Consider the following 26,826-nt stretch of genomic DNA (forward strand, 5'->3'; position numbering starts at 1 on the left):
GCGTGAAATCGCTTGATCCAACAACCGTATTAACACGACTCGCGCCGATTACCGCGACGCGGTAAGCGCAGATCTATCGCCACGCAACTTTACCGGTCCCGTGTGCCAAATTGAGCGCTTACCAATCAATGACCAAAGTCAGCTTGGCAGACTCGCCCAGATAGAAGACGCGTATCGCGCGCTCAGCCTTATTTCCAAAAACCCTCGTGTCGACGCGAACCGCGTGATGCTGATGGGTTTTTCTCGTGGAGGGCAAAGCGCACTCTACGCGAGCATGATGCGCTTCCAGAAAGCGCATGCCGATACGTCCACTCCAGGATTTGCAGCCTATGTTCCGCTCTACCCAGACTGCAGTGCCCACTACCTGGATGACGACAACGTTTCAAAGGCTCCTATTCGCATATTCCATGGAAGCGCAGACAACTATGACCCGGTCACGACTTGCAAGGCCTATGTGGAACGGCTGAAGGCCAAGGGGGCGGACGTACAGCTCACAGAGTTTGCAGGGGTCAATCATCTTTTCGATGCGCGCGCCTTTGAACATCCAACCCCACTGCCGAAAGCGCAAACAGTGCGCAACTGTGCATGGGAAGAACACAGCGCGGGACGATTGCTTAACGTCAAAAGCAACCTGCCGTTCTCATATGCGGACCCTTGTGTCGAACGAGGCGTGATAATCGGGTACGACGAGAGCGCGACGGAGCAAACGAAGAAGGCAATAGCCAACCTGGTTACCACTACGCTTAAGCCGACACAGACACGTGCCCCGTAATTCCGGCGAGACTGGCGGAAATAGCATTGCATTGAGCCTTTATGCAAAAGGCGTAGAGATTTGCTCTCTGTGCTTCGAATCAGGCCTGCTGCGCCTAGGTTCCCCCAACACGTTAAGTGAAGGGCTGAGGCTTGCTGCTCCCGATTGGTGGTAAGTGTCAACTGCGCAACACAGCGTCGATTGCGTTCTCGTCAAAAAGCCATAGAGGCGTGTAGCATCCGCCCTGGCCAAATACAGAAGGTCGAGGTGAGAAGGGCGACGCACCTCCAACGTGGAACGGGCGATTAAGTCCGATGGCAAAGTGCGAACATGTAGGAACTTCAACATGCCGTGCTTGAGGGGCTTGGGGCAGAAATTCCAAGAGTATGCGTCCGCTTTTCCCACGTTATGCGCCCGCACCGGCCTGAGAGCCGTATGTGGCAAGGGCCGGTTTCTCAGGTTATGCGTCCGTCTACAGTGGGCATCTCGGGCGTGCGCAATCAAGCTTGTCGCCTCAATTGGAGCGCATAAGTAAAACGTTCTGCGGGAAAAACGCTTACTGTTATCTCAAATGCGGCACCGCGCTGGTCGACGTAATGCCGGGTTATCTCAAGCGCGTGAGCATTGGGTTCGGTGGCGAGTGGTGCAGCGACCCGCGCTGGTACACCGACTGCCCGAATTTCCTGTCGTACTTCCTGTACTGGCCGGCCAAAGTGCCGCTCCACCATTTCACAAATCAGCCCCGAGCTTTTTCGGAGTTCGCGCCGTATACCCGCGCCTACCGCCGCTTCCAAATAGACATCGGTCCAGCATATCGGGGCCTCAGGCTTGGTGGGGTCCACACGCAGCAACTCGACCCGGAGCCAGCGGGAGCCGGTCTCTACGCCGAGCTTCGCGGCCAGTGAAGGGCTAGCAGACACTTCCGTAATCGACTGAACGTGCCGTTCTGTGAGCACCGCAAACTGAACCAGGTCCTCGACGGTGGACAGCGACTGCTCGAACGCAACTCGCGGCCTAGCCGCCTCCACTCTGATTCCCGCGCGTTTGCGCCGCGAAATCAATCCTAACTCCTGCACTCTTCCAAGCGCAGAACGTACAGTCGCCCGGCTCACGCCGTACTGCGCGGACAAATCGACCTCACTCGGCAACGCCGCCCCCACTCCAAAGGTTCCATCGCCGATTGCCTGGATGAGCTGGTCCGCCAGTTCGGCGTATCGGGGCTTCATTGCTGCGTTCCTTTCGTCTGTTGCGAGATGCGCATCGGGCCGCAACGGCCCGGACTCGCTGTGCGCTAATGCTAGCCCCGGACACAGGGATTGCCAAGTCAAGGCCACATCGAGTTCGGTCCGGGCCGCCGAACTCCAGGTAAACCCCGTGTTGACCTCCCCGCAAGTCGCCAATATAGTCCGGACATAATAAACAAGTACGGACATATTCGGGACTCTTTTTCCCGTATGCTAGCGCAAAAACGGAGACAAGCATGGCTGTTCCTAGCGAAATGGCAAATCCTGATAGCGCGCCGCCGCACCTTGCGCCAGCGCGACAGAAGCCGCCAATATACGCGCGCCTTGGCGTACAGATTGTTGCGGGCATCGTACTCGGTCTCGCACTCGGTTTCATCGCGCCGAAGCCGGCGCATGACATGGTCTATGACGCATGCCGCACCGCCATCGAAAAGGGCCGTACGCTGTATGATGTCCTGAACGCAAATGCACAGATTCGCGGGCGCTTCGACGAAGCAAAATTGCGAGCATTGACCGACCCCGCGAACTACCTCGGCGCCGCTGCTCATATGGCGCGCTCGGTCGCGAACGGGACAGGCATAAAGTCACCGCTGGCTCGGACCGCCTCCGCGTCGGACGGCGGCATGCCGGTAACGGCTCCCGAGTAATATGCCTCAGGACCAATATCAGGAAAATCGATGAAGCTTTACGGCAGACGTACTTCTATAAACGTACAGAAGGTTTTGTGGTGTCTTGGCGAGCTGGGCGCTGTTGAGGGACGCGACTACGAACGTATTGATGCGGGTCTCGACTTCGGCGTCGTCAATACCGCCGAGTACCTCGCGCTCAATCCGAATGGACTGGTGCCAACTTTGGTCGACGGCGACTTTGTGCTGTGGGAGTCAAATGCCATCGTCCGATACCTCGCCAGCGCAGCTGGCAACGAAGCGCTGCTTCCGGTCGGGCTTAAAGAGCGTGCAGGCGTCGAGCGCTGGATGGACTGGCAGCTTGCAACGCTGTGGGGGACGCTCCGCGTTGCTTTCCTGGGTCTCACGCGGACCCCCGAGTCCCAGCGCAACTACGACGCGATACGGAAAGCGCACGCGGACGCCGGGCGCATGCTGGCAATCGTGGATAAGGTCTTGAGTGCTCAGGCATACATTGCCGGCGCGGAGTTCACGGTGGCGGATATCGGACTCTGCCTTTCCGCTCACCGCTGGTTTTCGCTTGCGGACAAGTTCGGACAAGTGTTGGAACCGGGACCCATGCTACCGTCCGTCATCAAATGGCACCGGAACCTCTCGTCACGCCAGGCGTTCAAGGATGCGTTAAGCAGCCAAAGGAAATAAAGCGCTTTCAAGTAGATAGGTGCGCCTATGCACCGGAGTAACATAAAGCTCCCAAGGCAGCGGCCGAGCGCATAAGCACATGTGAAAAAAAAGCGACGAGGCCGGTTGTTCCCGACGCCGTCGCCCCCTGAAATCGATTTCTGTCCTTAATCGGTGATGCCGCTCACGATTCTGGAGAGATTTGCTTCGAGATATCCGGTGTGATAGTCGGCCGCACGAAAGCCTTCGTCGTCGAGCAACGCAAGATGAAGTGACTTCGTAGTCTTCAGGCCTTCGACGTCGAATTCGCCAAGCGCACGCTTCATGCGTTCGATTGCTTGAGGTCTGGCGCAATCCCAGACGACAACCTTGGCGAGGAGAGAGTCATAGTACGGAGGGACGGAGTAGCCTTCGTAGAGATGTGTGTCGACACGTACTCCAGGTCCTGTCGGTAGCCGCAGCGCATTAACTGTACCTGGCGCCGGCATGAAGTTTTTTTGTGGGTCTTCCGCATTGATACGACATTCAATCGCAGCACCGCGCAACGCGATTTCTGCCTGGTTGTGTTGCAAGGGTTCTCCGGTGGCAAGCCGCAGGGACTCCCGCACGATGTCGATACCCGTAACCATCTCTGTGATTGGATGCTCGACCTGGACGCGGGTGTTCATCTCGATGAAAAAGAATTCTGAGGTCTTCGGGTCGTACAGATACTCGACGGTGCCGACACCGCGATAGCCGACAGACTCTGCAAGCGCAACAGCGGACAAGCACATCTTTTGACGTACAGCACTGTCCAGCGAGGGAGACGGAGCTTCTTCGACCAGCTTCTGTCTACGCCGCTGCAGCGAGCACTCGCGCTCGAAAAGATGTATCGCGCGCTCGCCGTCCGCCAGAATCTGCACTTCCACGTGACGCGCCAATCCGACGAATCGCTCGAGATAAAGTCCACCGTAGCCGAAGGCGCTCTGGGCTTCACGAGTCGCGATGGCGTATTGAGCCTCCAGCTCTTTCGCGTCTGCTGCAACTCGAATGCCTCGTCCTCCCCCGCCAGCCGCAGCCTTAAGCATGACTGGGTAGCCGACCTGGTCCGCGTTGACAAGAGCGGTCGCGAGATTTTCGACCACACCCTTGCTGCCGGGAACTGTCGGTACGCCTGCTTTCATCGCACAGGCTCGTGCCTGCGCCTTGTCACCCATCAATGCAATAGCTTGTGGCGACGGACCGACAAAAATCAGACCGGCATCGACCACCGCCTGCGCGAATTCCGCGTTTTCTGACAGAAAGCCGTAGCCTGGGTGTACGGCATCGGCGCCGGCTCCTTTCGCCGCAGTCACCACCGCCGCGATGTCGAGATAACTCTTTGCTGCGGGGGCCGGTCCAACGGTAATCACTTCGTCGGACATATGCGCAGCAAGACTGTCAACATCGGCCGCGCTACAGCCAAGAACAGTCTGCATGCCGAGCTCGCGCGCCGCACGAATGATACGCACCGCAATCTCGCCCCGGTTCGCGACAAACACCTTCCTGATGCGTTGTTGCATATCGTTCCTCAGCTCGTGGAAATGATAGCGAGCACAGCATCAGAATCTACGGCTTCACCGTCACCTGCAACGAACGAGGTCAGTATTCCCTCGACGCCCGCATACACCTCATTGAACTGTTTCATCAGCTCGATGCTGCCAATCACTGATTCCTCGGTGACCACCTGTCCTTCGCTGACAAACGGTGCCTCGCCGGGAGCGGGGCTTCGATAGAAGGTGCCCGGAATCGGGCTTTTGACATCAACATCTGCCATGTGTGTTCTCCTTATTAGGCCTTGACGCTGTGCACTTCGACAAGCGATTGACTGCTGCAAAGCTTGTCCAGCCTGCGCCGTCCTTCATTCGCGTCGGCCATGGTGACCCGTCGAAAACGCAATTTTGCGTGTGGTCTGGCCTGTCCGAGACGCCACAGGTCGAAGCGCGGAACCGTAAAAGGCACAACGAAACCGCCCGCGCTCGGTGAGTCGTTAATGAAGACAATAGGCGTCTGCCCTGCAATGCTGATACCCCCAACCGGGTATCCATGGTCCAGAATGTTCGACGGCTCGCTACCGTGTTCAGCAGGCTTCGAATAGGCCTGGGGGGAAAAGGAAAATTGCGGACCAGACAGGCGCAGGCCTGTTCGATTGCTGTTTGTGCTCACCGTCCATTCGTTATCGAAGAACATCGTGATGGAATCGTCTTCGAGCCATGTGCTGTTTGGTCCGAGCATCGCCGCTATCCGCGAGTCTGATGACCCTGCCGATGCGGACGGGTGAATGGGCGGCCGCGCGCTGTCGGCGACGGTCAACAGCTTGCGCACGGGCCTGGCTTCTCCGAGAGGCACTTGGTCGCCGGTTTTGAGCGAACCACCGCTGATGCCGCCGATGCCAGCCATATGGAAAGTCGCCCGCGAGCCAAGCACACTCGCGGTTGCAATGCCTCCGGAAACCGCGATGTAACCTCTTGCACCGGTCCTCGCCGCCGGGCACACGAGCACCTGACCGGCACGCACGTGAATGGTCTGCCAAAGCGGGACAATTCCGTCGTCCAGCTTTGCGACCACATCAGCTCCGGTCAATGCGATGGCACAGTCGCGATGAAAGCGCAGCGTCGGGCCAATGAACTGCCACTCCAGCGCAGCGGTGTCCCGGTGATTTTCAACCAGCAAGTTGGCGAGTCGAAAGGACCATGCGTCCGCGGGACCGGACGGGGGGAATCCCTGTTCCCAGTGCCCGATGCGGCCGGGCAACTCCTGTACGGTGGTCTCGAGCCCATGCTTGAGTACTTCGAGCATCGCCTTACTCCTTTACCAGGTCGCGCAGCCAGTCCCGATATCGGGCGACCGAGAAAATCTGATAGTCAATCATCGGATGTTGATACGTTCCGTCATTCACTTTCGCCTCAATGAAGTCGTACTCCTCCCTTCCGATTGGAGTAAAGCGGACTCGGTCACCGGGCTGGAACAAGGCAAGACTGTCCTTAAACGCCGCAAGCCGCTGGTCCTTATCCCAGATTGGCATCGGCGTACGCGCGAATATCTGGTAGCCACCCGGCGTGCGGTCCGGATACACGCATGTGAGTCCGCCGCCCACCCCAATTGTTCCCTTTGGTGTCCAGCCACGCGGCGGGTTGTATTTGGGCGCTGTGAGCCTGGCGCGAGGGTCGAGCGGCATGAGCGAACAGAGCCCCGGCCAGAAACCCAGCGCGGCGACCCAGTATTCGGTACTACAGTGCACGCGTTGCAAAGCCGCCCGGTCAGCCAGCCCGTTTGCCTGACAGAGCAATTCAGGGTCCGGGACCTTGTCGGGGTAGGTTTTACGGTAATCCCCCATACATTCTTCGGTCCACGGGTCGAAGTAGTAGAGCGGGACGTAGTACAACCGGCTAGGCATCTCCGTCACACCGTCTCCCGACTGCTGAGCGAAAATGCTCTGTACCTCCATCACTACATCGTCATAGGTGATACGGTCGGGGTCGTACGAAACAAGCAGTGATGCCAGTTCAGGCACCAATTCGATGACACCCTGGATGTCGGCTTCGCGGATGGAGCGTGCGAGAGCCTGAACCCGGACGTTCAGGTCAAAGCTCATTTCGTTACCGAGCTCCACCTCAATAAATGAATCGCCCGCCGGACTGAATCGCGGCTCAGCGTGGTGCATAGGTTGCCTCAAATGAAGATTGGACAATGTTAGTTCTTGTCCATGCGGACAAAGAGCACCCAGAACAGCGCGGCGAGCGAGGGCAGGACAACGGCCAGCACAATCGTCTCGAGACAGAAAATCACCGGGACCTGTGACTGCTGCGACGAAGCCATCATCCAGTTCCAGATGGGCATCGTCTCTGCCGTACCGCGGAGGAAAATCGAGCGCTGGACTTCATTGAAGGAAATCAGAAACCCGAAAGTGCCCGCCCCAACAATGCCCGGTCGCAGTATCGGCATCTCGATATCCCAGAAGATGCGCCAACCCGACGCGCCGAGGTCTGCAGCAGCCTCGACGAGGCGACTGTCAAAGCGTGTCGTCAGCACGAGGACAATCAGCAACGAGAACGGGAACGCCCAGACGACATGTCCGAGAAAAATCGACCAGTAGCCCAGCGTCAGTCCCATCATCGGGCGCAGGAAGATGAACTGTGCCGCGCCCATCGACATGCCGGGGATGAACAGCGGCAACACTGCGAGCAGTACGAGCGTCCCGGCGCGTTTCGAATGCGGCAACACGCGGCCAACGAGCGTCGCAGTCACCGCTGTTACGGCACCGACCAGGAGCGCAATCAGCAGGCTTATACCGAATGGAGCAAGCCAGTCACCGGACCGGAACAGCGCAACGTAGTTCGCCCCTGAAAATGGGAGTGGAAGTCCTGATAGCGGCTGCGCACTAACCGACATCAGCGCAAGCCACAGCAATGGGAAGTAGATAAATGCCAGAGCGCCGAACGCAATAAACTTCGCGACATGCGGCCACCCCGCCCAATAACTCCAGGTACTTCCTTTGGCGTGCCGGTTCATCGTCGATGCCGGCATATCAATGACTGACTGGTTCAACTTTGCAGGCTCCGGAAAGACATGGACAGGTCGGCAAACCGGCGCGTCAAGAACATCAGCACGGCGAAAATGACGCCAATCATGAGAACGACAAAGCTCGACAGCGCGGCCACAACCGGATACCGCAGCGCACCGTATGCACTATCAACGGAATTGCTCAGCATGTTGACGAATCCTCCACCAAGCAGATTCGGCTCAACCCACGATGCCAGCGCTGGCCCGAGGGTAAAGATGACGCCTGCAAGCACACCGGGAAGTGAAAGCGGAAGGATGACGTCCATGACAATGCGTGCCGGAGTCGCGCCGAGGTCTGCGGCTGCGGATATCAATGTGTCGTCGATAACGCTGATGGCCAAATAAATCGGCAAAATCATCATTGGGAAATAGGACACCACCATGCCGAAATGAACAGCCGCTTCCGTGTACAGCATTCCCTTGATGGGAGATTGAATGGCATGCAGTATCATCAGAACATGGTTAATCATCCCGGTCTCATCCAGAATCCCGCGCCATACGATGATGCGGGATGACTGGTCAAGGAAGAACGGAATGGTCAGCAAAGCCAGAACGACTGCCCGGGTCGTCTTCGTGCAGTTGCCTTTCGCCAGCCACAGCGCGGAAGGGAATGCGAGCAGCAGTTCGATGAGCGTGACGGTCAATGCAATCCGCAGGGTCCGCACCGTCACCTCGAAGCGGCCCGATGTGAAGATGCTTTCCCACGTCTTGAGCGACGGCTCATAGACCATCATGAAGTTACGGCTGTCGAAAAAGCTGTAAGCAACAAGGACTACCAGGGGCGCGATTACGACGAACAACCATATGCATAGAAAGCTGCGAAGCAGCCACGGCGAGCGCTCAAGCGGTGTTCGCATGCTGGCGCGACTCGAGAACTTCTGAATCAGGTTGCTCATGATGTCGTCCTTCGCTCCCCTACGGGTTACGCATTGAGAAACCGCTGCCACTCTTCTTCAAGGGCGTCCGAGTGTGAAGGCGTGGTAGTGCTGACGAACGGCTTGGCAAACTTCCTATCCACCTTTTGCTGAGTGGCCTTGAGATTCTGAATCTGGTCGGCCGACCAGCTATGCGCGCTTGCGTATTCGACAGCAAGGTCCATGTTAGGGCCCGCATAGCCGCGGTCACGAGCTTGCAAGGCGCGGTACTCCCCGTCGAGAAAGTAATTCAGCATTTTGTAGACGGTGTCGAGATTGCCGCGGCCCTTTGCTTGCGAGGCGATATACGCACCGTGCCCCCATTTGTAATATCCCTCCACGGTGTATGCGTATCGCGTCTTGCCCTCGCCGAGCTTCAGGTTCGCCTCGCGCACAGCCGGCTCCCAACAATTCAGCACATCAACCTCGTGATTCGAAAGCAATTGAATCTGCTGCTCAAACGAGCTGACCAGCGTACGGAACTGCCCTGCCTTTTTGCGTGCAACGAGGAAGTCCACGACTGTTTTGGCTTCCGCGGAAGTCAGGTCGGCAGGGTCCCCAATCTTCGCCTTCCCAGTGGACTTGAGATAAAGCGCAGCTACGCCAATTGAGTAATTCCAGGTGTTGTCGTAACCGACACGACCACGTGTACGGTCGTCTTCGAAGACGGTTTTCCAAGAAAGGTCCGCTGTGCCGTCAGCCTTCACTCCGAGCTTGTCGGGGAAGTAGCCGAAGCTGTCAGCGTTGCCGATAACAGGTACACCATACTGCTTACCATCCTTACCAACGACGACCGCCGAGCGTTTCCATACATCAGGCGTGCGCTGCCAAAGCTTGAGGTTAGGATTCTTCTCATCGATGACGAGATATGCCCCCTGCGGCCCGAGGATGTTCTGTGTGCCACCTTCAAAGATGAAAATATCTGCCTTGTTACCCATCTGGGAGGCGAGGATGTCGCGCATGAAAACGCCGACATCGTTGTTGGAACCGACGTACTGCATCTTGAGTCCCGTGGACTTCTGCAGCACCGACCAGTCCTTGAGTTGCGCGGTCGTCACCCCGTACGCGCTCACCGCTTGCGAATCGGCTGCTGCAGCGACGCGGCTCAGGCCCAACGTACCGGTAATTGCTAACGCTCCGGTAGCGGCAAGGCCCTTCAACATGTCGCGCCGGGTCAGGTCCAGCTGCGAGGTGGTGGAATGGCGGTCTTTCATGGTCAATCCTCTCTTTTGACTACCGGATAAGTTAATGAGGAAGAATCACGCAGTCCTGCACGCGGCAGGTCACTGCATCGAATTCGCCAGGTGTTGCGCTTTGGTCCCAGCTACGAATCTTCAGCCGCGTAGAGTCAGGGGTCAGTGCCGTCTGGTCGGTGTACTTGCCGCGATAAACGTGTTCGGCCGGCGCGCATGCGATGACGTTGCTGCCACTGACTGCCCCCGTTCTCGTAATGGGTGTCAACCGTTCGGCCCGAACTGCAAACAGTGCTGTATCGCCCTGCCCCAGATGTGAACCGGAGGCGCATACGCCACGAAGAGTCGCTCCATTGAAGTCGACAGCCGCTTCGCCACCCTCGGTGATGGCCTGCACCGTGCACGGAAGCACGTTGTCGAAACCCATGAATTCCGCCGCGAAGCGGCTTGCCGGACGGTCAAAAAGGTTCTCAGGGGTACCGCATTGTTCGATGCGCCCACGGCGCATCAGAATGATGCGGTCGCTCATCGTCAGTGCTTCTTCCTGGCTGTGGGTAATGTAGATGAAGGTCATGCCGAGCGCGCGATGTATGTCGACCAGTTCGGCCTGCATGTCGTAGCGCAGCTTTTCGTCCAATGCGCCGAGCGGTTCGTCAAGAAGCAGGATGGCCGGTCGCGTCACAATGGCTCTAGCCAGCGCAACACGCTGACGCTCGCCCCCTGAAAGCTGGCCAATGCGCCGGGTACTTTTTCCACCCAGACGAACCATCGACAGTGCGTCGTTTGCCTGACGCCGGGCTTCATCCTTGCCTACCCCGCGCAGTTTCAAGCCATAGCAGACGTTCTCCTCTACCGACATGTGTGGAAAGAGCGCATAGCTCTGGAACACAGTCGTGCAGTTCCGCTTCGCAGCCGGGACGCCGCGGACATCAATGCCGTCCAGCGTAAGTTGCGCCGCGTGCGACACCTTCTCGAGGCCAGATATCACACGCAACATCGTCGTTTTTCCTGAGCCACTCTCCCCGAGAATCGTCAGAAACTCACCGCGCCTGACGTCGAGCGATACGTGGTCAAGTGCAGTTACCGGACCATACTGGTGCACAAGGTCGACCGCCCGCAGGATGTAATCGTCTTGTCCTCTGGCACCCTCGGGTATCTCGCGGGCGTCCTGTCTAACGTCGGCTGACACACCCATAGAAGAAACCAGAGTTTGAGCGTAGCCGGCTTCTTCGCTGCTCACTCTTAACATATCAAAACCTCGACAGTCAGCATGGTTGCAGCAACCGAAATCGCATGCTGCAGGATGGCAAGGGTGGTCGACAGAGGGTCAACCGTCCGATACTTGAATTCTGATTCCTCGACGCCGCCCCCAGCATTACCGGCGATTTGCAGGGCCACCGAACAGCAGCCAGTGGCAATGCAGTCGAGTGCGGCACGGCGTACGTCACTGGCGCTGTCCGCCTTCAACTTAATGAGCGATGCGGCCACTGAGAGAAGTGCCTGACCGCCCCCCGCGACAACACCGGACGCTCTTGAAGCAGCCAGCGCAGCGAGCGCAGCGCGAGCGCTTCCGACCCGTTGCTCCGCCTCCCAGTGCGTACGACCGCCTATTCGCAGAATGGCCCAGTTGCCCGCGAGTCGTGCCGCACGTCTTTGAAGTTTTTCCCGGTCCAACGCCAGATACCGTTGGGACGCAGCCTGAGCAGACAACAATGCGCGTCGCGCATGAATTGCATTCACGTCGCCGTTGGGCTCCGAAAATATGGCGCGACCGCGCTCCAGAACCAGCCGAGAAGTGCGGCCTAACATTGATGGACGGACATTTGCCATCGACGTTCCAGTCTCTTCGCTAATAACTGTAGCGCCAGTGGCCGCGCAAAGGTCGTCGAGCAGATGCATGGCCTGCTCACCCACCTGGACCGGAATCAATCCGAGAACATGCATCCGAAGCACGGCGCGGTTAGCCGTCAGCGTGCTGCGCGCTGCACCCTCGAAACCTCGTGCGACGATGACCAGAGATTTGGAGTGCAATGCAAACTGCTCGAGAATCCGGGCGAGCGGGCCAAAGTCACTCAGTATTTCGTTGACGACCAGCACATGCACCGAGTCCATCTCAACGCGCAGGCCTTGTTCTTGTGTCGAAAGGCCCGCGGCTTCGGGTGCCACATCGAGACAGTAGCCGCAATAGCGCTCAAGCTGGATGTCGGAACCAGTTCCTTGCTGGATATCAATGGCGCCTTTCTCCGACGATGCGGAGTAGGCGTCACTGAGGGAGCGCGCGATATCTTCGTCGGCGCAAGCGCTACGAGCTACGTCGAAACTGTCAGCCGCCTCACATCGCTGCGCTTCGACGAGAGCAGGCATCTCGCTTTGCAACTGCTGGATTTCCTTGCAGAGCAGCGCTGGCGCGGTTCCATGTGCAACGTGCTTTGCCGCCTGCGTGTAGAGGGCTGCTGCGATACATGCGGTACGCGCGGTTCCGTCTTCGAGGTCGCGCTGAACCGCCCACAGAGCATCCCTCAGGATACGAAGCGCGACTGTGCCGGCACCTGACTCATCTGTCACCCGACGTGCAATATCAAGCCCCGACGAACTGTGTTGCGGACCACCTGAACCACCGTCATACATAAGACCTCGGCCGTATGGGCCGAGCGACGAGCCGATTGCACGCGCCCCCACGGAGAGAGCCCGCAGTACTAACACCCGCGCTTTCGCTCCCGTAACGATTGTCGATGAGCTCACGGCTAGCATGGTCGCGATTCCGTATCGGTTCAGAGACGGTCCGCGACCGCTTCATAAACAGCCTTCGCGAGAGGCAAAGCACCCGGAGTGTCGCTATGAACGCATATCGAATCGATAGCTACGGGCACAGATACACCATTGATGGACCTGGTGGTCTTCTCGCGCAGCGCACGCATGACCTTGGCAACTGCGTCTTCTGGCGCAACCGCCTCGTGAATCATCGTAATGAGCTGACGACCTTCGTCGTCGTAATCGAGGTCGGCATAGAACTCGCACGAGTACTCGACGCCACGCTGGTCGAACACGCGGGTCATTTCACTGTCCGTGCATGCGATAACGGGGAGCTTGAGTGCCAGCGCAGCGTCAGCAATGCCTTCGGCCACAGCGTTGTACTTCATTGCCATGCCCATCAACGCGCCGTGGGGCTTGATATGCGAAAGCGTCATTTGCTCTGCATCCAGAAATGCTCTCAGCGCTCCGGTCTGGTACAAAACAAGCGCAGCCGTCTCATTGCGCGAGAACTTCATTTCCCGACGCCCGAACCCCTCGCGGTCCGGCAGGCCTGGGTGCGAGCCGACCTTGACGTTATGCTGCTTGGCAGCGCGGACCGTCCGCCACATGACGTTTGGGTCGGAAGCATGAAAGCCACACGCGACGTTCGCATGCGTGACGTACGGCATCACCGCGGCGTCGTCACCCAACTGGTAGATGCCAAACGCCTCGCCCATATCACAGTTGATGGTAAGACCTTTCATCGAATGTCCTTTTGACGGGAGGCCGTCAGTTCACACAATTCGTCGCCGCGCGACATACACGGGCACCGGAGGACTGGCGGAGACCACCCCTTCGCCGCTCACCGGAGCTAGCCAACCCACGGCAGTGCTGCGAGATATCATATATCGCATTGGCCGGGAAAAAATAAAAAATCGTCGTCTTTTTTAAGGAACTTCCTACTCCTCAGACGCGATGGTCCGGGACCAGGAAAGTCTTCGACACATCGCCAAACCCGCCACCGGCAAGGCCTTGGCGGCGATTCGCTTGCCACATCCTGGTGCCGCGTATCGTGAGCGGCTGAAAAATTCACGCATCCACGTGTTGCATCATATATCATGTATCCGCGATTTAAACACGCACTTTACTGTGTTCGGAGATACCATGGTCGATGTACAAACCAATGCGGAAGCTCAGACAGACAAGCTTGGGAGAAGCATCCTGAGCGTGGCTGCGGAAGAGATTACGCTTGCTGAGGCGGAGGAACTGGCGTTATGCCATTTCGGAATTGACGGTGCTGCATCGCGCCTGACGAGCGAGCGCGACCAGAACTTCAGAATCGTCGCGCGCGATGGCGGGCAATACGCGCTCCGGATTAGCAACCACGCGGAAGACCCTGCTATAAACGACTTCCAGGTGTCTGCCCTGCTACACATCGCGCAGGTCGACCCGCGCATTCCCGTGCCACGGGTTTTTCGTGCGTTGAACGGGCAGCCGCATCTTCGCCTGCCTTTTGAGGAAGGCCGGCTCCGGGCCGTTAGACTCCTGTCATATCTTCCCGGTGTGCCGCTCAATACGGTGCAGCGCACGTCGGCGCACCGGCGGGAGCTCGCAACGCATCTGGCAAAGCTGGACTTGGCGCTGAGGGACTTTTCTCATCCCGCTGCTGGTCATGAACTCGCGTGGGACATTCAGCACGCGGCCGGCATACGCCCGTTGATTGCACACATTCCGGACATCGCCCGACGGCAGCTTGCGGACGATTTTCTGACTGCGTTTGAGGCCAATGCGGAGCCAGTACTGTCCAACCTCCGCGCGCAGGTCATTCACAACGACCTGAACTTCTACAACGTGCTGGTCGACCCAATTGATAATGACCGACTAGCGGGCATTCTCGATTTTGGCGACATGGTTCTCAGCCCGCTCGCCGTCGACGTAGCGGTCGGAGCGTCGTATCACATGAACACCACAGACGACCCATGGGACGCGGTGGCGGAGTTTGTGTCTGCATATCACGCTGTGTTGCCGCTTGAGCGCGACGAGGTAGACCTGCTCTATTACCTGATTGCCGCCCGCTTCGTGGTCACCGTGGCGATTACCGGCTGGCGCGCCGAACGCTATCCGCAAAACAGCGCTTACATCCTGAAGAACAACGCTAGCGCCTGGCAGGGACTGGCACACCTCTCAACCCTTAAACGCGACATAGCGCAGCGTAGGCTTCGGGTCGCGTGCAACATGGAGTAGTGAGTTATGGTTAAGCCATTGATGGTCAACGCTTTTAACCCTGCGAATACTGAAAATCTGGATGCGGGGCTGCGCGCGCTTCTCGCCCGCAGACAAAAGGTCCTCGGCCCTTCGTACAAGCTCTTCTACGAGGAACCTGTCCACCTGGTTCGCGCAGAAGGCGTCTACATGTTCGATGCGCAGGGAAATCGATATCTGGACGTCTATAACAACGTACCGTCAGTGGGGCATTGCCATCCACACGTAGTCGAAGCAATTACAAAGCAGGTCGCCACTCTCAACACGCACACCCGCTACCTCCATGAACTGATTCTGACATACGCGGAAAAGCTGATTGGCACATTCCCGCCGGAACTGTCCAATGTGATGTTCACGTGCACCGGAAGCGAAACCTCGGACCTTGCGCTGCGCGTCGCGCGCAATTTTACGGGCGGCACAGGCATCATCGTGACGGAGACGGCTTATCACGGCATTACCTCCGCCGTTTCGGAAATCTCCCCGTCTCTGGGCGAGCACGTACCGCTGGGGCAGCATGTGCGCACCGTTCCCGCGCCGGACCCTCTGCGCGGCGAAGGCGCAGATGTCGGCGAGACGTTCGCAAGCAACGTGCAGCACGCCATCGACGACCTGAAGCGGCATGGAGTGAAAGTCGCGGCGCTTATCGTCGACACAATTTTTTCCAGTGACGGCGTGTACGCCGACCCCGCAGGCTTTCTCGCTCCGGCGGTCCAGGCAATCCGTCGAGCGGGCGGAGTCTTCATTGCAGATGAAGTGCAGCCGGGATTCGGTCGCACAGGTGATGCAATGTGGGGCTTCCAGCGGCACGGCGTCGTGCCGGACCTGGTCATCATGGGTAAGCCAATGGGCAACGGGCTGCCTATTGCAGGCCTGATTGCAAAACCTGAAGTGCTGCAGGACTTTGCGCTTCGCGCACGCTACTTCAACACGTTTGGCGGCAACCCTGTGTGTTGCGCCGCAGGTCTTGCCGTGCTCGAAGTCATGGAGGATGAGCAGTTGATGCAGAACGCCAAGTCCGTGGGCAGTTACATGAAGCAAGGTCTTGCGGAACTGGCGCGTCAGTACAAGTGTATCGGCCAGGTGCGCGGCGCCGGTTTCTTCATCGGAGTTGACCTGGTCAAGGACCAGGAAAGCCACGAGCCGGACCCGGACTTTGCCATCCGGCTTGTGAACGGCCTGCGCAAGCGCTTGATTCTGATTGGCGCATCCGGCCCCGAAGGGCATGTACTCAAGATTCGGCCGCCTCTGCCCTTTTCGCGTCAAAACGCAGACCATTTCCTGAGCGCAATGGAAGACGCGCTTCGGGAAGAGAGTGGCCGGCAGTAAAACAAAAAAGGGGTAGCCTGATGCTACCCCTTACTCACTCATGGCTGAGCTGTAAGCGCGCGTATTTACTTGCGCGCCCCCCTACGAGCCCTCACCGGCTGTACTGGCTGCCTGGCTGACGCGACAGCACGCCTGCGGGCGGGTGCATCCAGTTCGTTTTCGCCTTGAAAAGGCAGGAGCGCCTCGACGCCCTCAGCAACAAGCGTCTGCAACCGGGGCATCAGCGCGTCTTGGGCGGCGACCAGGTCTTCTACAAGCTTCTCTCTGACGCCGTCAGCGTCACCCGATTCGATTGCTTTGACCAGTTCGTGGTGGTGAACATTGGCGTGCTCTCCGCCATAGTCGGGGTCCTCAAGCAGACCGTAGAAGACCGGCCCGACCTGGCCCCACAAGCCCTGAATCATCTCGAGCAGACGCGGGGAGTTGGCCTTCTCATAGATAGCGAAGTGGAATTTCTCGTTAAGCTCACGATATGCCGTCCTGTCGCCGCGCTCGACAGCCCCGTCCATGGCGAGGAGCGTTTTTTTGAGGCGTGCGATATCCGAAACCTTGAAAAAATGCGTGGCCATCTGCGCTGCCAAGCCCTCAAGCTCGTATCGGATTCGATAAATCTCGCCGAAAGCTGCTGGCGAAAGGGTGGGAACGACGATGGAGCGGTTTGGCAGCATTACCAGCAGACGTTCAGCGACGAGACGCTGGAGCGCTTCGCGCACTGGCGTCGTCGAAATCCCATAGCGCTCAGCGAGCGAGCGGATAATGAACACCTGGCCTGGATGGAAACTGCCTGATATCAAGCCACCCTTCAAGAGTGCATAGGTGCGGTCGTTCAGGTTCTGATGTTGGAGTTTGTCTTGCAGCATGTCGACCATCTCTTCGGCCCTCGTTGGTAGTCTCGCTGCTACAGGGCGAAGACAGCGAAAGGGTTCGGCTTTTAGCGACTGCAAGGAATGCCGACGCGACGCCAGGCCCTTTAAATAACGTTTCCGTAGCCCACCCCACCGCCTCCCGATGGTAACCTGCGGCCTTTCGGAAAGGGCAAAGAAACGGTCTTTGTGTTGTATCATATATCATTAAAAGCCGCAATTCCATGCAAGTCAGTCCGCACGCAAGTGCGGCGCATGCCATCGTCGCGGCAATTGAATCCGTGCTGAAAAAAGGGGCTGCGAACGGTGAGCACGCCTGCAATGCGAACACCGCCGAACGCAATCTCGGCGCGCATCGGCCTAGCTAACAAGGAGTAATACAATGACCTTCAGCCTTTCTAAAAGCGAGCTCGTTCGCCAGAACAATTTTATCGGTGGGCTGTGGGTTCCGGCCACAGAAGGTGCACAGTTTGCGGTGACTAACCCTGCCACAGGCGAGGTCGTTACAAACGTCGCGAACAGTGGCCCGGCGGATGCGCGCGCGGCGACAAACGCGGCAGCTCGAGCGTTTCCTATGTGGCGCGACACGTTGCCCAAGGAGCGCGCCGCCGTGCTGCGTCGGTGGCACGCGTTGATTCTGGAGCACGCGAATTCGCTCGGCGAACTTATCTCGCTGGAACAGGGAAAACCTCTTGCCGAAGGCCGTGGTGAAGTTGCCTACGGCGCCTCTTATGTTGCCTGGTTTGCCGACGAAGCGACGCGTATCTACGGTGACATCATCCCGCAGCAGCAACGCGGAAAGCGCATGACAGCAGTGAAAGAACCTGTCGGCATCGTTGCAGCCATTACGCCCTGGAATTTCCCGCTGGCCATGATTGCCCGAAAAATTGCGCCCGCGCTCGCCGCTGGCTGCACCGTCGTCGCGAAACCTGCTGAAGATACGCCCTTGACCGCGTTGGCGCTCGCGCTCCTTGCGCACGAGGCAGGCGTGCCGGCGGGAGTGCTCAACGTAATCAGTGCCTCGCGTGACCACGCCGTGGCAACTGTCGGCGACTGGCTCAAAGACAGTCGCGTACGCAAGATTACTTTCACCGGGTCGACGCCCGTTGGGAAATATCTCGCACGGGAGTCAGCATCCACGCTCAAGAAGCTCTCGCTCGAACTTGGTGGCAACGCGCCGTTCATCGTGTTCGACGACGCCGACCTCGACGCGGCTGTAACTGGGCTTCTCGCTGCGAAGTTTCGGAATGGCGGCCAGACATGTGTCTGCCCGAATCGCGTGTATGTGCAAGATGGCGTCTACGAACGCTTCGCTACTTTGCTGAGTGAACGCGTAGCCAAGCTCAAGGTTGCTCCCGCCACTGACCCTGCTGCTGAGATTGGCCCAATGATTAACGTCCGCGCGCTGGAGAAGATTGCCCGTCATGTCGACGACGCCGTGAGACTCGGTGCACGAGTGCTAACGGGGGGCAATCGCCTGCCTGAACTCGGCCCGCACTACTTCGCGCCCACTGTACTAGCCGACGCGACCCCGGAAATGGAGTTGTGCTGCGAAGAAACGTTCGGCCCGGTAGTACCGCTTTTCCGCTTTTCGGAGGAAGCCGAGGCCGTGCAGGCTGCCAACGACACACCGTTTGGTCTTGCGAGTTACTTCTACAGTCAGGACGTCAGGCGCATCAACCGCGTTGGCCGTCAGCTTGAGGCCGGCATCGTTGGCATCAACGAGGGTGCGCTCGCGAGCGAAGCCGCACCCTTTGGCGGCGTCAAGGAATCAGGCTACGGGCGTGAAGGGTCAAGGTATGGTCTGGACGACTACCTATCAATCAAATATCTCTGCCAAGGCGGCCTGGAGTGAACGACAAGGGCTGAGGCCATACCTCCACGACAGCAGTGTCGTGGAAGTCTTCTGCGGCTAGTCCCCAAACGGTTGCCGGTGTCTTTCACTCCGGTATTGAGGATGTAATCTGCATGCACGGCCTTCAGCACGCCCTCGATGTCGCGCTCGAAGCTGCCGGCTGCCGTCAGCAGACCAAAAACTTGCGTCGGGACCCATGCTGCGGCCGGTACCGACAGCTCAGCCTATCAAAAACTTCGACCGGTCCTTGACGTTAGCAATCCATGCCGGCGCGCGACCCCGGCCGCTCCAAGTCGCGCCACTCTTTGGGTCACGATACATCGCCGGTTGCGGCCCCCGGACGTAGTTGCCAGCAGCCTTCGTTTTGCGGGCAGAAGATGGCTTCGCCATCGCCGTCCCTCCGTCAACAAGGAACTTATCACGGTTTTTCACGGTTGAAATCCAACTCGGGGCCCGGCCATGTCCGGTCCAAGTCGCGCCAGTTTTCGGGTCACGGTACTTGACCGTGGCGGCTCTCGTTTTACCGACAGTATTCCCGCCGACCTTCTTCCCACGCTGTTTGCCCTCAGCATGCCCACCAATGTCGGCAGTCGTCAGGCCGTGTTTTTCCATCAACTCATGAATGGTCTTCAGGACCTTCGCGGTCTATTTTGTTATCAATGCGTCCGCCTGTGCCTGCAGTTTTTTCATTTTCGCTTCGATTGTTTCCAGAGTCGTTGCCATCAAGTAGTCTCCATGTGAATGTGGCCGCAATATGCCACGCGCGCAAGGGAAAAGGCTAGGGCAGCTTTCGCGCCGAGCTTTGATTACGCGAAGGTGCTATCGCCTTCGCGCCGGCTTCACTTCTAAACATCGCTCAGGAATCGGGGGCCGCTGCCCAAGATACTGGGCACCGCTGCCACTCCGCGTGCCGTGGCACAGACCGACGGACTAAAGTTTCGAAACAGTTGGCCAAAATCCAATGTATGGAAAATGACAACAAAGGCGCCTTTGGGCCAAACCACTATCTCTAGGGTGAGGCGCAAGCACTCTCGTTGAGTATTGCTGCTGTCCGCAAGGCAATGGGCAAAGCAAACCCTGCCGACTTCCGGACCAAGTCGCCGGAATGAAAGAGGTCGATGGAAGAGTTCGTTCAGGATTTGTGGTGGGCGCTCGACGCTCATTAGGGGCTCGCGTCGCCGTGTGCCCATTCCAACGTCCAGCGCGCGGTTGATTCCATCGTAACGCTTTACCAATGTTCAACCGGAATCCCATGGACACTCGAGCAGGCCATCGCATGGTGCATCGTCTCGTGGAGTGCCAGAACCCCTAAATGTGCCTTACGATGACCACTGGAATTGAACATCGGCACGCTCTTTAGTCAAGTCAATCAAGCTCGCGTTCACCTCGTCAGTTCTCTGAACCCACTGTTCTGCTGCAGCCTGGCCCCTGCCGAAAACCATATGCCGGCTAACAAGACGCTGCCGTCGCAGGTCTGGGTCGACGTTGACATACCAAACTTCGTCGAGCAACGGTCGCGCAGCTTTCCAATGGCCATGCTCAAGAAGAAGGTAATTCCCTTCAGTGATTACAAGCGGCAAATCAGGCGCCACAGGGATTGCGCCGGCGATGGGTTCTTCAATTTCCCGGCGAAATGTGGGAGCGTAGATTGTTTCGTCTTGAGGCTGGTGACGCAGGCGCCTCAGAAGTGCAACATACCCCGCACTGTCAAACGTATCTTCCGCTCCTTTGCGGGATGCGCGACCGAGCCGTGCGAGTTCGACATTCGCAAGATGAAACCCATCCATCGGCACAACCACTGTCTTTCCGGGAAAAGCATCAACGATTGCTTGCGCCAGTGTCGATTTGCCTGCACCCGGCGCACCAACCAGACCGAGGATATGGCGCCGCCCGTCAGCAATTAATTGCTGTAGGCGACCGAGGTAGCGGTCTTCAATCATCGACATAATCCGAGGTATTCCAAAAAGTGGCGGTCGGCGCGAGCTCTTCCTGTCCTCGCGGTAGCCGGATTGTCGAGCCGTTCGCGTCAGCATTTCTCAACGCTTTGTGCTGTCGAGACACCTTTGTCACCCGGTAGGCGTCTAGTGGTGCGCTTTTGCTTTCGCGGCGGCGTTGATGCCACCCGCGATGAACTCCCGCGCATGTTTGGCCAGGTCCATACCGTCGTCCCACAAGTTGCGCCAGATTGCCAACGCATTGGACAACTGCTCGTTGACGACCGTCGACGAAAAGCTCTCAAAAGTCACGACTCCCTTGTAGTCAATCATGGCCAGTGCATGGAAGAACTGCGAGAAGTCAATGGTGCCTGAGCCGAGGTATCCGCGATTGCTTTCCCCGATATGGACGTAGCCAAGACGCTTGCCGCATTGCAGAACCGGTTGCATAAAATCGGATTCCTCAATGTTCATGTGGTACGTATCGAGGTGAACGACAACATTGGGCGCATCGACCTCGTCAATCATCGCAAGCGCCTGCGAGGCGGTGTTCAGCAAATTGCTCTCATAGCGATTTACCACTTCCAGCCCGAGAGTCACGTTCTTCTTCAACGCGAAGTCAGCAATACGCCTGAGCGAATCAATTGCGTTACGAAGGCCTTGCTTTGTGACCGGCGCGTTGTATTTCGCCATCGCACCATACAGAATGCCACCGAAGTAGCCTCCTCCCAGCTCCGCGGTGATGCTGATACCTTCCTCCAGCATCGCAACACCACGTGCGACCGTGGCTGCGTCTTCGCTTGACACGTCCGCATCGAACGTGAGGCCACGCGAGCAGCCGATTTCCAGTTCGTGCTCCTGCAACAAATCTCGCGTGAGTGCCAGGTCCATGACCTTCGGGCCATGTAAGGACAGCTCGGCCAGGTCGAACCCGGCCGCCTTGGTCTGGCTCAAAACCTTGCGCGTTGATTCGGGTGTCAGGTCGCCAGCCCATACCAGTGCGTGTACGCCGAGCTTATTCATTGTGTAACTCCCTCAGATGCGGTCACGCGCCTGCGGACCAAAGTTTTCGAAATGCCGTTCGCCCATGCCCAACGGAAGAGCATCACGGCAAGCAAGAAGACACCCCACAACGCAGTCGCCAGGTGTTGGTTGGCACCAAGCAAATTGAGGCCAGAAGCGATAATCTGCAAAATCACGAGTGCAATCACGACCGGCACCACGCGACCGAAACCGCCGAACGGGTCGACGCGACCAAGGAAGCACGCCAGAACCGAGATGAGCAGAAATGCCTCGCCATGGCCAACGCGAACCGAATTGAACTGGGCGGCCATCACCACGCCCGCAATGCCGCACATCAACCCAGATAGCATGTAGATTCGAGTGACGGCACGGGTTGTCTCGATGCCGGAGAACCGCGTCGCCTCAAGATTCGAACCAATCATGCGTGTGGCGAAGCCCAGCCGCGACCGTGTCATCACAACGTGCCAAAGTAATGCGCACCCGAGAAAAATCAGCAAGGGAATGGGTACGCCGAGGAAGACTCCGTTGCCCATTTCGCGCACAAACGGCGGGAACCCGGAGATGTCACCTCCACGTGTGAGGAATTCGCCCAGTCCGCGCAAGAAAATCATCATCGACAAAGAGACGAGGATTGGGCTTGCTCCTGTACGGGCAATGACAGCTCCCATCACCCAACCGGCAGCGGCGCCAGTGGCCAGTGCGGCAGCAATGCCGAGGATGATGGCTATGGCGCCGGCATCCGCTCCACCGTATGTCCGAAGCACCCACGCCATCGCTAGGCCAGAAATGTTCGCGGTGAAAGTCACCGAGAGATTGAAGCCACCGGAAATGAGGGGCATCAGCATGGCCAGCGTAAAGAAGCCAAGTTCCGGCAACTGGAACGCTACCGACACGAAAGTGCTCGCCGAGAAAAATCGGTCCGATGCGAAACTCAGGACCGCGATGACCAGGACGAGAAATCCAAGCAACCCGGCGACGTCTGCTGGCACGAGCGGCGCGGCCGCGCGTTGAGTTAAGGACGTTTTCATGACGAGGCCTTTACGCTTTGTGACGTGAATCGCGCTCCGACGAGCTTGGCGAAGCCGCCGCTCGACAAGGTAATGGCGATGAGAATGATGGCTCCGATAATCATCTTGAACGCATACGGCGAGATGCCCAGCAGGTTCAAGCCGTTGGCGGTGATGGCGGTAAGGAGGATGCCAAGGATGGCGCCGAGAATCGTGCCGCGGCCGCCGCCCAACCTTGCGCCACCGAGAACTACGGCAGCGAGCACATCCAGCTCACGTCCGTAAAACGCGTTCGGAACGACTTCCTGCACGTAGTGCGCTTGCATCAGTCCGGCAATGCCGGCCATCATGCCGAGCCAGCCGAAAGCGATGTAATGCATCGCACCTATGTTGACCCCCACGCGTCGCGCTGCCTCGGGGTTGTCGCCCATTGCGTAGAGCTGTCGACCTGTTGTCGTGCGTCTCAGCAGAAACCAGGTTGCGATGACCATGACGACCATTACGACCACAGGCAGTGCGAGATTCGCATTGCCACTCGCGGTGTTGAAATGGATGATGGAGACTCTATTTGTCCACCAATCCGGCAGGTCGTAGATGGACACCCCACCCGTGAAAAACATCAATCCGCCGAAGAACACGTTGAACGTGGCAATCGTCACCACAATCGAGACGATGCGAAATTTGTAGATAATCGTCGCGTTGATGGAGCCAAGCAGAAATCCGAAGAGTGCAGACACGAGGAAGCCGAGCGCCCAGTTGCCGCCGCCAAGTCGCATCACGGTCAATGCAGTGAGGTACTGCACCACCGAAGCGCCAACGGCGAATGAAATATCAATGCCACCAGCAATCAAAACGACCAGCAGCCCGACTGCAAAAATGATGTTGACGGAACTCTGGTTAAGCAGGTCGAACAGGTTCGGCAGAGTGAGGAATGTCGAGGTTGAAAGGCTGAGGCCAATCACCATGATGGCGATAACGAGAATCAGCAGGGCCTCAATCGAACCGATTCCAAGTTTGCGAAAATCAGGCATGAACGTCTCCCTCGATTTGTTCCATCGTTGTCGTTCCCGGCACGTACTCTTTTACGATGCGGCCGTCGCGCATATGCAAAATTCGGTCGGAGTTGAAGTAGACCTCGGGAATTTCGTCCGAGATGAGCAAGATGGCCATTCCCTCAGAAGCGAGCTTGTGAATGATGGCGAAAATGCCAGCCCGGGCGCCGACGTCGACGCCTACGGTGGGCGAATCCAGAATCAGGAGCTTCGGATTTGTTGCCAGCCACTTGGCGAGCACAATGCGCTGCTGGTTGCCTCCGGACAGGGTCGAGACCGCATCGTCCGGCTTCCCGATTTTCACGGCCAGCTGTTGAATCCAGTCTTGAATCAACGCGTTTCGTTTTTTCGCGGCGATGAGATGGGTCCCGTCCAGAAGGTCGTCGAGCACCGCGGCAACCGTGTTGTCTCCAATTGATTGCGGCTGTACGAGTCCGAGTTGGAGACGGTCTTCAGACACGTAGGCAATGCCTGCGCGGATGGCATCACGATTTGTTCGTACCGAAAGGGCTTTCCCGTCTAGCAGGATGGACCCCGCACCCGGGCGGGTCATTCCGAAAAGCGACAATGCGACTTCCGTTCTTCCTGCGCCAAGGCGTCCGGTAACGCCAAGAATCTCGCCTCGTCGCACTTTGAACGACACGTCATGGTATTGGCGCGCGCGCGACAGCCCCTGTACCTCCAGCACAACGGGCGCTGTTGTCAGGTCTGTCGTGCGTACTTCATAGTCGAAAGTGCGGCCCGTCATCAATTCCGTGAGGCGGGTCTGTGTCATCCCTTCGGTCGGAAAGGTGCCGACATACTGTCCGTCGCGGAAAACGGTCACGCGGGTGCAGACATCCAGCACTTCAGCGAGCCGATGGCTGACGAAAACCACGGCAATGCCATCCGCAGAAAGTCGCCGGACAATTTTCAACAGAGCTTCGGTCTCGGCGTGGCTGAGCGAGGCAGTCGGCTCATCCATGAAGACAAGACGAGCGTCGCGAACAAGTGCCCGGGCGATTGCCACGACCTGGCGCTGTGCGATTGACAGCGAGCGAACAGAACGGTTGAGGTCGATGGAGACGCCGAGCCGCTCAAGAATTCGGCGGGCCGCCTCCTTCATCTTCCCGTAGCTAACGATGCGTGGACGAAAACCCAAGTTCTGCTCGAAAGCGATGTTTTCCGCGACGGTCATTTCGGGGAAAAGCGCCAGGTCTTGCCAGATGACCTGAATACCGAGGTCACGGGCTCTCGCCGGGTCCAGACCTTCGATTGACTCACCATCCATGAGCATCACTGCGCCAGGTTCCGGCTGATAGACCCCACTGATAATCTTGATTATGGTGCTCTTGCCGCAGCCATTTTCGCCAGCGAGGCAGAGGACCTCGCCGGGCATGACGTCGAACTTCACGGCCCGCAGCGCCTTAACGCCGCCGAAGATTTTGGAGATGTTCTCGAGCTTGAGCAGTGGAGTGCGGTCGGCGTCGAGTGCGACCGACGCCGGGTTGGCACCTCGCTGAGAACGAAGTGAGTTGCTGGAAGCTGGTTGACTCATGGAAACGCTCCGATGGTACTTGCAAGTGACCGGCTTACGACCGGTCGTGTCTCGTACCCTTAACTTCCGGGTGAGCAACGCGGTAGCTGTGCTCACCCGTCCGGCAAAAGGATTGCGGTCAGAGGCCCATCTTTGCGAGGTCGTCAACGGTTTTGGCGTTGAGGTCCACCAGGTTGTCGACAATCAGGTTGTGACCATCTGGATGAACAACGCCCAAACCCGGGATATTCGTGCCGTCTTTAATCGGCTGCCCCTTTACGAGCATGGTGCCCAGCGTCACAAACACTTCGCCAGCTACTTCCGGATTCCACATGTACCCGCCGGTCAGCACGCCATCATGGACGAGCTTTCGGCCCTGTCCAGGCGAGAACGGTCCAAGAACCTGGACCTTTCCTTTGGCCTGCTGCTCCGCGACCGCACGAGCTGCCCCAATGGGACCCTGGCTGCCGAACGCGAGGATGCCCCTCAAGTTAGGATGAGCGCGCATCAGGTCAAGCGCAGTTTTGCGCGATGCGTCCACGTCTTCAGCGACGCCGTACCGGTCCCCGACGAGGGTCATTCCGGGATAGTTGGCCTTGATATAGGCGATTGCCGCATCAGCCCAGGCGTTATGGAGCGGCACAGTCAGGGAGCCGACGAACACCGCATATTCGCCTTTGCCGCCCAGCGCTTCGCCGAGGCGCTTTCCGTATGCATCGCCAAACCCCTTGACCGAGGCCAGTTCAAAATCCCAATCCGTGTTCTGCTGCTTTGGGGACTCGTGCGTGATGACTTTGATTCCAGCAGCCCGAGCACGCTGAAGAACAGGTTCCAAAACCTGCGCATCGTTCGGCACGACGCCGATGACGTCTACGTGTTGCGCAATCAGGTCCTCAATGGCACGCACTTGAAGCGCGGGGTCAGCGCTCGTCGGCCCGACCATGAATGCCTTGACGCCGAGCTGGTCAGCGCGCTTTTTGATTCCCGCTTCCATGGCGTTGAACCAAGGAATACCTCCAATCTTTACGACCACTCCGATTACCGGCTTGTCAGGCGAGGCCGCTGCCAAACTCGTCATCAAAGCCAGCGAGACCGCGCCTGCGCCCAAAGTGCGGATGATGTTCTTGAACATGTCTCCTCCGTTGGACGCCTGACCTACCCGGCAGACGCCCGATGAGTGTTAGGAAAACCGCTACTGACTTTGCAAAAGTTTTGCTGAATCCATTTAGCAGTTTGGCTTGGTGTATGCTGAATCTATTCAGCAA

At 58.0% G+C, this 26,826-nt stretch carries 26 protein-coding genes; 7 read left to right on the forward strand and 19 right to left on the reverse strand.

Features of this window, described 5'->3' with window-relative positions:
* Nucleotides 1-100 precede the first annotated feature (100 nt).
* Entirely contained in the window at nt 101-772 is a 672-nt protein-coding gene (locus tag ABQJ48_RS33640) for a dienelactone hydrolase family protein (protein WP_367842237.1), read from the forward strand.
* Nucleotides 773-1,251: 479 nt separating this feature from the next.
* Here the strand turns inward: ABQJ48_RS33640 and ABQJ48_RS33645 are convergent, their stop codons facing one another.
* Entirely contained in the window at nt 1,252-1,977 is a 726-nt protein-coding gene (locus ABQJ48_RS33645) for a GntR family transcriptional regulator (protein WP_367842238.1), read from the reverse strand.
* Nucleotides 1,978-2,231: 254 nt separating this feature from the next.
* Here ABQJ48_RS33645 and ABQJ48_RS33650 point away from each other — a divergent pair, with 254 nt between their 5' ends.
* Both ABQJ48_RS33650 and ABQJ48_RS33655 read left to right on the forward strand, forming a co-directional pair.
* A complete protein-coding gene (locus tag ABQJ48_RS33650; protein WP_367842239.1) occupies nt 2,232-2,642 on the forward strand; it encodes a hypothetical protein in 411 nt (136 codons plus the stop codon).
* Between the two features lie 30 nt (nt 2,643-2,672).
* Nucleotides 2,673-3,323: a glutathione S-transferase family protein gene (locus tag ABQJ48_RS33655; protein ID WP_367842240.1), complete on the forward strand. Its 651-nt coding sequence runs from the start codon at nt 2,673-2,675 to the stop codon at nt 3,321-3,323.
* 146 nt (nt 3,324-3,469) lie between these two features.
* Here ABQJ48_RS33655 and ABQJ48_RS33660 read toward each other — a convergent pair whose 3' ends face one another.
* The 10 genes from ABQJ48_RS33660 to pxpA all read right to left on the reverse strand — a co-directional run bounded on the left by ABQJ48_RS33660 (nt 3,470) and on the right by pxpA (nt 13,487).
* Nucleotides 3,470-4,843: an acetyl-CoA carboxylase biotin carboxylase subunit gene (locus tag ABQJ48_RS33660; RefSeq protein WP_367842241.1), complete on the reverse strand. Its 1,374-nt coding sequence runs from the start codon at nt 4,841-4,843 to the stop codon at nt 3,470-3,472.
* Between the two features lie 8 nt (nt 4,844-4,851).
* The gene (locus ABQJ48_RS33665) at nt 4,852-5,097 is read right to left on the reverse strand and encodes an acetyl-CoA carboxylase (protein WP_367842242.1); all 246 of its coding nucleotides are present in this window, start codon (nt 5,095-5,097) and stop codon (nt 4,852-4,854) included.
* A 14-nt stretch (nt 5,098-5,111) separates the two neighbouring features.
* Nucleotides 5,112-6,119 carry a 5-oxoprolinase subunit C family protein gene (locus ABQJ48_RS33670; RefSeq protein WP_367842243.1) on the reverse strand — a complete coding sequence of 336 codons (1,008 nt, stop codon included), beginning with the start codon at nt 6,117-6,119 and terminating at the stop codon, nt 5,112-5,114.
* A 4-nt stretch (nt 6,120-6,123) separates the two neighbouring features.
* Entirely contained in the window at nt 6,124-6,984 is an 861-nt protein-coding gene (locus ABQJ48_RS33675; RefSeq protein WP_367842244.1) for a 5-oxoprolinase subunit B family protein, read from the reverse strand.
* A gap of 29 nt (nt 6,985-7,013) precedes the next feature.
* A complete protein-coding gene (locus tag ABQJ48_RS33680; protein ID WP_367842245.1) occupies nt 7,014-7,868 on the reverse strand; it encodes an ABC transporter permease in 855 nt (284 codons plus the stop codon).
* Nucleotides 7,865-8,779 carry an ABC transporter permease gene (locus ABQJ48_RS33685; RefSeq protein WP_367842246.1) on the reverse strand — a complete coding sequence of 305 codons (915 nt, stop codon included), beginning with the start codon at nt 8,777-8,779 and terminating at the stop codon, nt 7,865-7,867. The genes ABQJ48_RS33680 and ABQJ48_RS33685 overlap by 4 nt, the downstream gene beginning before the upstream one ends.
* A 26-nt stretch (nt 8,780-8,805) precedes the next feature.
* Nucleotides 8,806-10,011, reverse strand: a complete 1,206-nt coding sequence (locus ABQJ48_RS33690; RefSeq protein ID WP_367842247.1) for an ABC transporter substrate-binding protein — start codon at nt 10,009-10,011, stop codon at nt 8,806-8,808.
* A 31-nt stretch (nt 10,012-10,042) separates the two neighbouring features.
* Entirely contained in the window at nt 10,043-11,230 is a 1,188-nt protein-coding gene (locus ABQJ48_RS33695) for an ABC transporter ATP-binding protein (protein ID WP_367842248.1), read from the reverse strand.
* A gap of 2 nt (nt 11,231-11,232) precedes the next feature.
* Nucleotides 11,233-12,618 (reverse strand): hypothetical protein, encoded by a 1,386-nt coding sequence (locus ABQJ48_RS33700; protein WP_473094229.1) that lies wholly within the window; start codon nt 12,616-12,618, stop codon nt 11,233-11,235.
* Nucleotides 12,619-12,761: 143 nt separating this feature from the next.
* Complete coding sequence (gene pxpA / locus ABQJ48_RS33705) at nt 12,762-13,487, reverse strand: 5-oxoprolinase subunit PxpA (protein WP_367842250.1); 726 nt, start codon at nt 13,485-13,487, stop codon at nt 12,762-12,764.
* A 400-nt stretch (nt 13,488-13,887) separates the two neighbouring features.
* Here pxpA and ABQJ48_RS33710 point away from each other — a divergent pair, with 400 nt between their 5' ends.
* A complete protein-coding gene (locus tag ABQJ48_RS33710; protein WP_367842251.1) occupies nt 13,888-14,967 on the forward strand; it encodes a phosphotransferase in 1,080 nt (359 codons plus the stop codon).
* A 6-nt stretch (nt 14,968-14,973) separates the two neighbouring features.
* Entirely contained in the window at nt 14,974-16,311 is a 1,338-nt protein-coding gene (locus tag ABQJ48_RS33715) for an aspartate aminotransferase family protein (RefSeq protein WP_473094230.1), read from the forward strand.
* 65 nt (nt 16,312-16,376) lie between these two features.
* Here ABQJ48_RS33715 and ABQJ48_RS33720 read toward each other — a convergent pair whose 3' ends face one another.
* Nucleotides 16,377-17,180 (reverse strand): GntR family transcriptional regulator, encoded by an 804-nt coding sequence (locus ABQJ48_RS33720; protein ID WP_367842252.1) that lies wholly within the window; start codon nt 17,178-17,180, stop codon nt 16,377-16,379.
* Nucleotides 17,181-17,556: 376 nt separating this feature from the next.
* Between ABQJ48_RS33720 and ABQJ48_RS33725 the strand changes: the two genes are divergently transcribed.
* A complete protein-coding gene (locus ABQJ48_RS33725; RefSeq protein WP_367842253.1) occupies nt 17,557-19,029 on the forward strand; it encodes an NAD-dependent succinate-semialdehyde dehydrogenase in 1,473 nt (490 codons plus the stop codon).
* A gap of 219 nt (nt 19,030-19,248) precedes the next feature.
* On the opposite strand, the gene ABQJ48_RS37945 is transcribed toward ABQJ48_RS33725, so the two are convergent.
* Nucleotides 19,249-19,419, reverse strand: coding sequence for an H-NS histone family protein (locus ABQJ48_RS37945; protein ID WP_473094231.1), 171 nt, complete (start codon nt 19,417-19,419; stop codon nt 19,249-19,251).
* A gap of 69 nt (nt 19,420-19,488) precedes the next feature.
* Here ABQJ48_RS37945 and ABQJ48_RS37950 point away from each other — a divergent pair, with 69 nt between their 5' ends.
* Nucleotides 19,489-19,770, forward strand: a complete 282-nt coding sequence (locus ABQJ48_RS37950; RefSeq protein WP_473094232.1) for a hypothetical protein — start codon at nt 19,489-19,491, stop codon at nt 19,768-19,770.
* Between the two features lie 578 nt (nt 19,771-20,348).
* Here ABQJ48_RS37950 and ABQJ48_RS33735 read toward each other — a convergent pair.
* From ABQJ48_RS33735 to ABQJ48_RS33760, 6 genes are all read right to left on the reverse strand, one after another.
* The gene (locus tag ABQJ48_RS33735; protein ID WP_367842255.1) at nt 20,349-20,969 is read right to left on the reverse strand and encodes a nucleoside/nucleotide kinase family protein; all 621 of its coding nucleotides are present in this window, start codon (nt 20,967-20,969) and stop codon (nt 20,349-20,351) included.
* A 141-nt stretch (nt 20,970-21,110) separates the two neighbouring features.
* Nucleotides 21,111-21,986, reverse strand: a complete 876-nt coding sequence (locus ABQJ48_RS33740; RefSeq protein WP_367842256.1) for a sugar phosphate isomerase/epimerase family protein — start codon at nt 21,984-21,986, stop codon at nt 21,111-21,113.
* Nucleotides 21,983-23,014: an ABC transporter permease gene (locus ABQJ48_RS33745; protein WP_367842257.1), complete on the reverse strand. Its 1,032-nt coding sequence runs from the start codon at nt 23,012-23,014 to the stop codon at nt 21,983-21,985. The genes ABQJ48_RS33740 and ABQJ48_RS33745 overlap by 4 nt, the downstream gene beginning before the upstream one ends.
* On the reverse strand, nt 23,011-24,024 hold the full coding sequence (locus tag ABQJ48_RS33750; protein WP_367842258.1) for an ABC transporter permease: 1,014 nt from the start codon (nt 24,022-24,024) through the stop codon (nt 23,011-23,013). Before ABQJ48_RS33750 ends, ABQJ48_RS33745 begins: the two co-directional genes overlap by 4 nt.
* Nucleotides 24,017-25,582, reverse strand: a complete 1,566-nt coding sequence (locus ABQJ48_RS33755; RefSeq protein WP_367842259.1) for a sugar ABC transporter ATP-binding protein — start codon at nt 25,580-25,582, stop codon at nt 24,017-24,019. The genes ABQJ48_RS33750 and ABQJ48_RS33755 overlap by 8 nt, the downstream gene beginning before the upstream one ends.
* Before the next feature lie 118 nt (nt 25,583-25,700).
* Entirely contained in the window at nt 25,701-26,693 is a 993-nt protein-coding gene (locus ABQJ48_RS33760) for a substrate-binding domain-containing protein (protein WP_367842260.1), read from the reverse strand.
* Nucleotides 26,694-26,826: the final 133 nt, after the last annotated feature.

Origin of the sequence: Paraburkholderia suaedae (assembly GCF_040812055.1) — a bacterium.
GTDB lineage: Bacteria > Pseudomonadota > Gammaproteobacteria > Burkholderiales > Burkholderiaceae > Paraburkholderia.

Excerpts from the sequence above, each read along its gene's own strand:
- ABQJ48_RS33725 (WP_367842253.1), top strand. The coding sequence starts at position 17,557 with ATGACCTTCAGCCTTTCTAAAAGCGAGCTCGTTCGCCAGAACAATTTT.
- ABQJ48_RS33700 (WP_473094229.1), bottom strand. The coding sequence starts at position 12,618 with ATGTATGACGGTGGTTCAGGTGGTCCGCAACACAGTTCGTCGGGGCTT.
- ABQJ48_RS33745 (WP_367842257.1), bottom strand. The coding sequence starts at position 23,014 with ATGAAAACGTCCTTAACTCAACGCGCGGCCGCGCCGCTCGTGCCAGCA.
- ABQJ48_RS33760 (WP_367842260.1), bottom strand. The coding sequence starts at position 26,693 with ATGTTCAAGAACATCATCCGCACTTTGGGCGCAGGCGCGGTCTCGCTG.
- ABQJ48_RS33755 (WP_367842259.1), bottom strand. The coding sequence starts at position 25,582 with ATGAGTCAACCAGCTTCCAGCAACTCACTTCGTTCTCAGCGAGGTGCC.
- ABQJ48_RS33665 (WP_367842242.1), bottom strand. The coding sequence starts at position 5,097 with ATGGCAGATGTTGATGTCAAAAGCCCGATTCCGGGCACCTTCTATCGA.
- ABQJ48_RS33650 (WP_367842239.1), top strand. The coding sequence starts at position 2,232 with ATGGCTGTTCCTAGCGAAATGGCAAATCCTGATAGCGCGCCGCCGCAC.
- ABQJ48_RS33715 (WP_473094230.1), top strand. The coding sequence starts at position 14,974 with ATGGTTAAGCCATTGATGGTCAACGCTTTTAACCCTGCGAATACTGAA.
- ABQJ48_RS33645 (WP_367842238.1), bottom strand. The coding sequence starts at position 1,977 with ATGAAGCCCCGATACGCCGAACTGGCGGACCAGCTCATCCAGGCAATC.
- pxpA (WP_367842250.1), bottom strand. The coding sequence starts at position 13,487 with ATGAAAGGTCTTACCATCAACTGTGATATGGGCGAGGCGTTTGGCATC.
- ABQJ48_RS33675 (WP_367842244.1), bottom strand. The coding sequence starts at position 6,984 with ATGCACCACGCTGAGCCGCGATTCAGTCCGGCGGGCGATTCATTTATT.
- ABQJ48_RS33690 (WP_367842247.1), bottom strand. The coding sequence starts at position 10,011 with ATGAAAGACCGCCATTCCACCACCTCGCAGCTGGACCTGACCCGGCGC.
- ABQJ48_RS33740 (WP_367842256.1), bottom strand. The coding sequence starts at position 21,986 with ATGAATAAGCTCGGCGTACACGCACTGGTATGGGCTGGCGACCTGACA.
- ABQJ48_RS33750 (WP_367842258.1), bottom strand. The coding sequence starts at position 24,024 with ATGCCTGATTTTCGCAAACTTGGAATCGGTTCGATTGAGGCCCTGCTG.
- ABQJ48_RS33685 (WP_367842246.1), bottom strand. The coding sequence starts at position 8,779 with ATGAGCAACCTGATTCAGAAGTTCTCGAGTCGCGCCAGCATGCGAACA.
- ABQJ48_RS37945 (WP_473094231.1), bottom strand. The coding sequence starts at position 19,419 with ATGGCGAAGCCATCTTCTGCCCGCAAAACGAAGGCTGCTGGCAACTAC.
- ABQJ48_RS37950 (WP_473094232.1), top strand. The coding sequence starts at position 19,489 with ATGTCCGGTCCAAGTCGCGCCAGTTTTCGGGTCACGGTACTTGACCGT.
- ABQJ48_RS33720 (WP_367842252.1), bottom strand. The coding sequence starts at position 17,180 with ATGGTCGACATGCTGCAAGACAAACTCCAACATCAGAACCTGAACGAC.
- ABQJ48_RS33655 (WP_367842240.1), top strand. The coding sequence starts at position 2,673 with ATGAAGCTTTACGGCAGACGTACTTCTATAAACGTACAGAAGGTTTTG.
- ABQJ48_RS33710 (WP_367842251.1), top strand. The coding sequence starts at position 13,888 with ATGGTCGATGTACAAACCAATGCGGAAGCTCAGACAGACAAGCTTGGG.
- ABQJ48_RS33660 (WP_367842241.1), bottom strand. The coding sequence starts at position 4,843 with ATGCAACAACGCATCAGGAAGGTGTTTGTCGCGAACCGGGGCGAGATT.
- ABQJ48_RS33735 (WP_367842255.1), bottom strand. The coding sequence starts at position 20,969 with ATGATTGAAGACCGCTACCTCGGTCGCCTACAGCAATTAATTGCTGAC.
- ABQJ48_RS33670 (WP_367842243.1), bottom strand. The coding sequence starts at position 6,119 with ATGCTCGAAGTACTCAAGCATGGGCTCGAGACCACCGTACAGGAGTTG.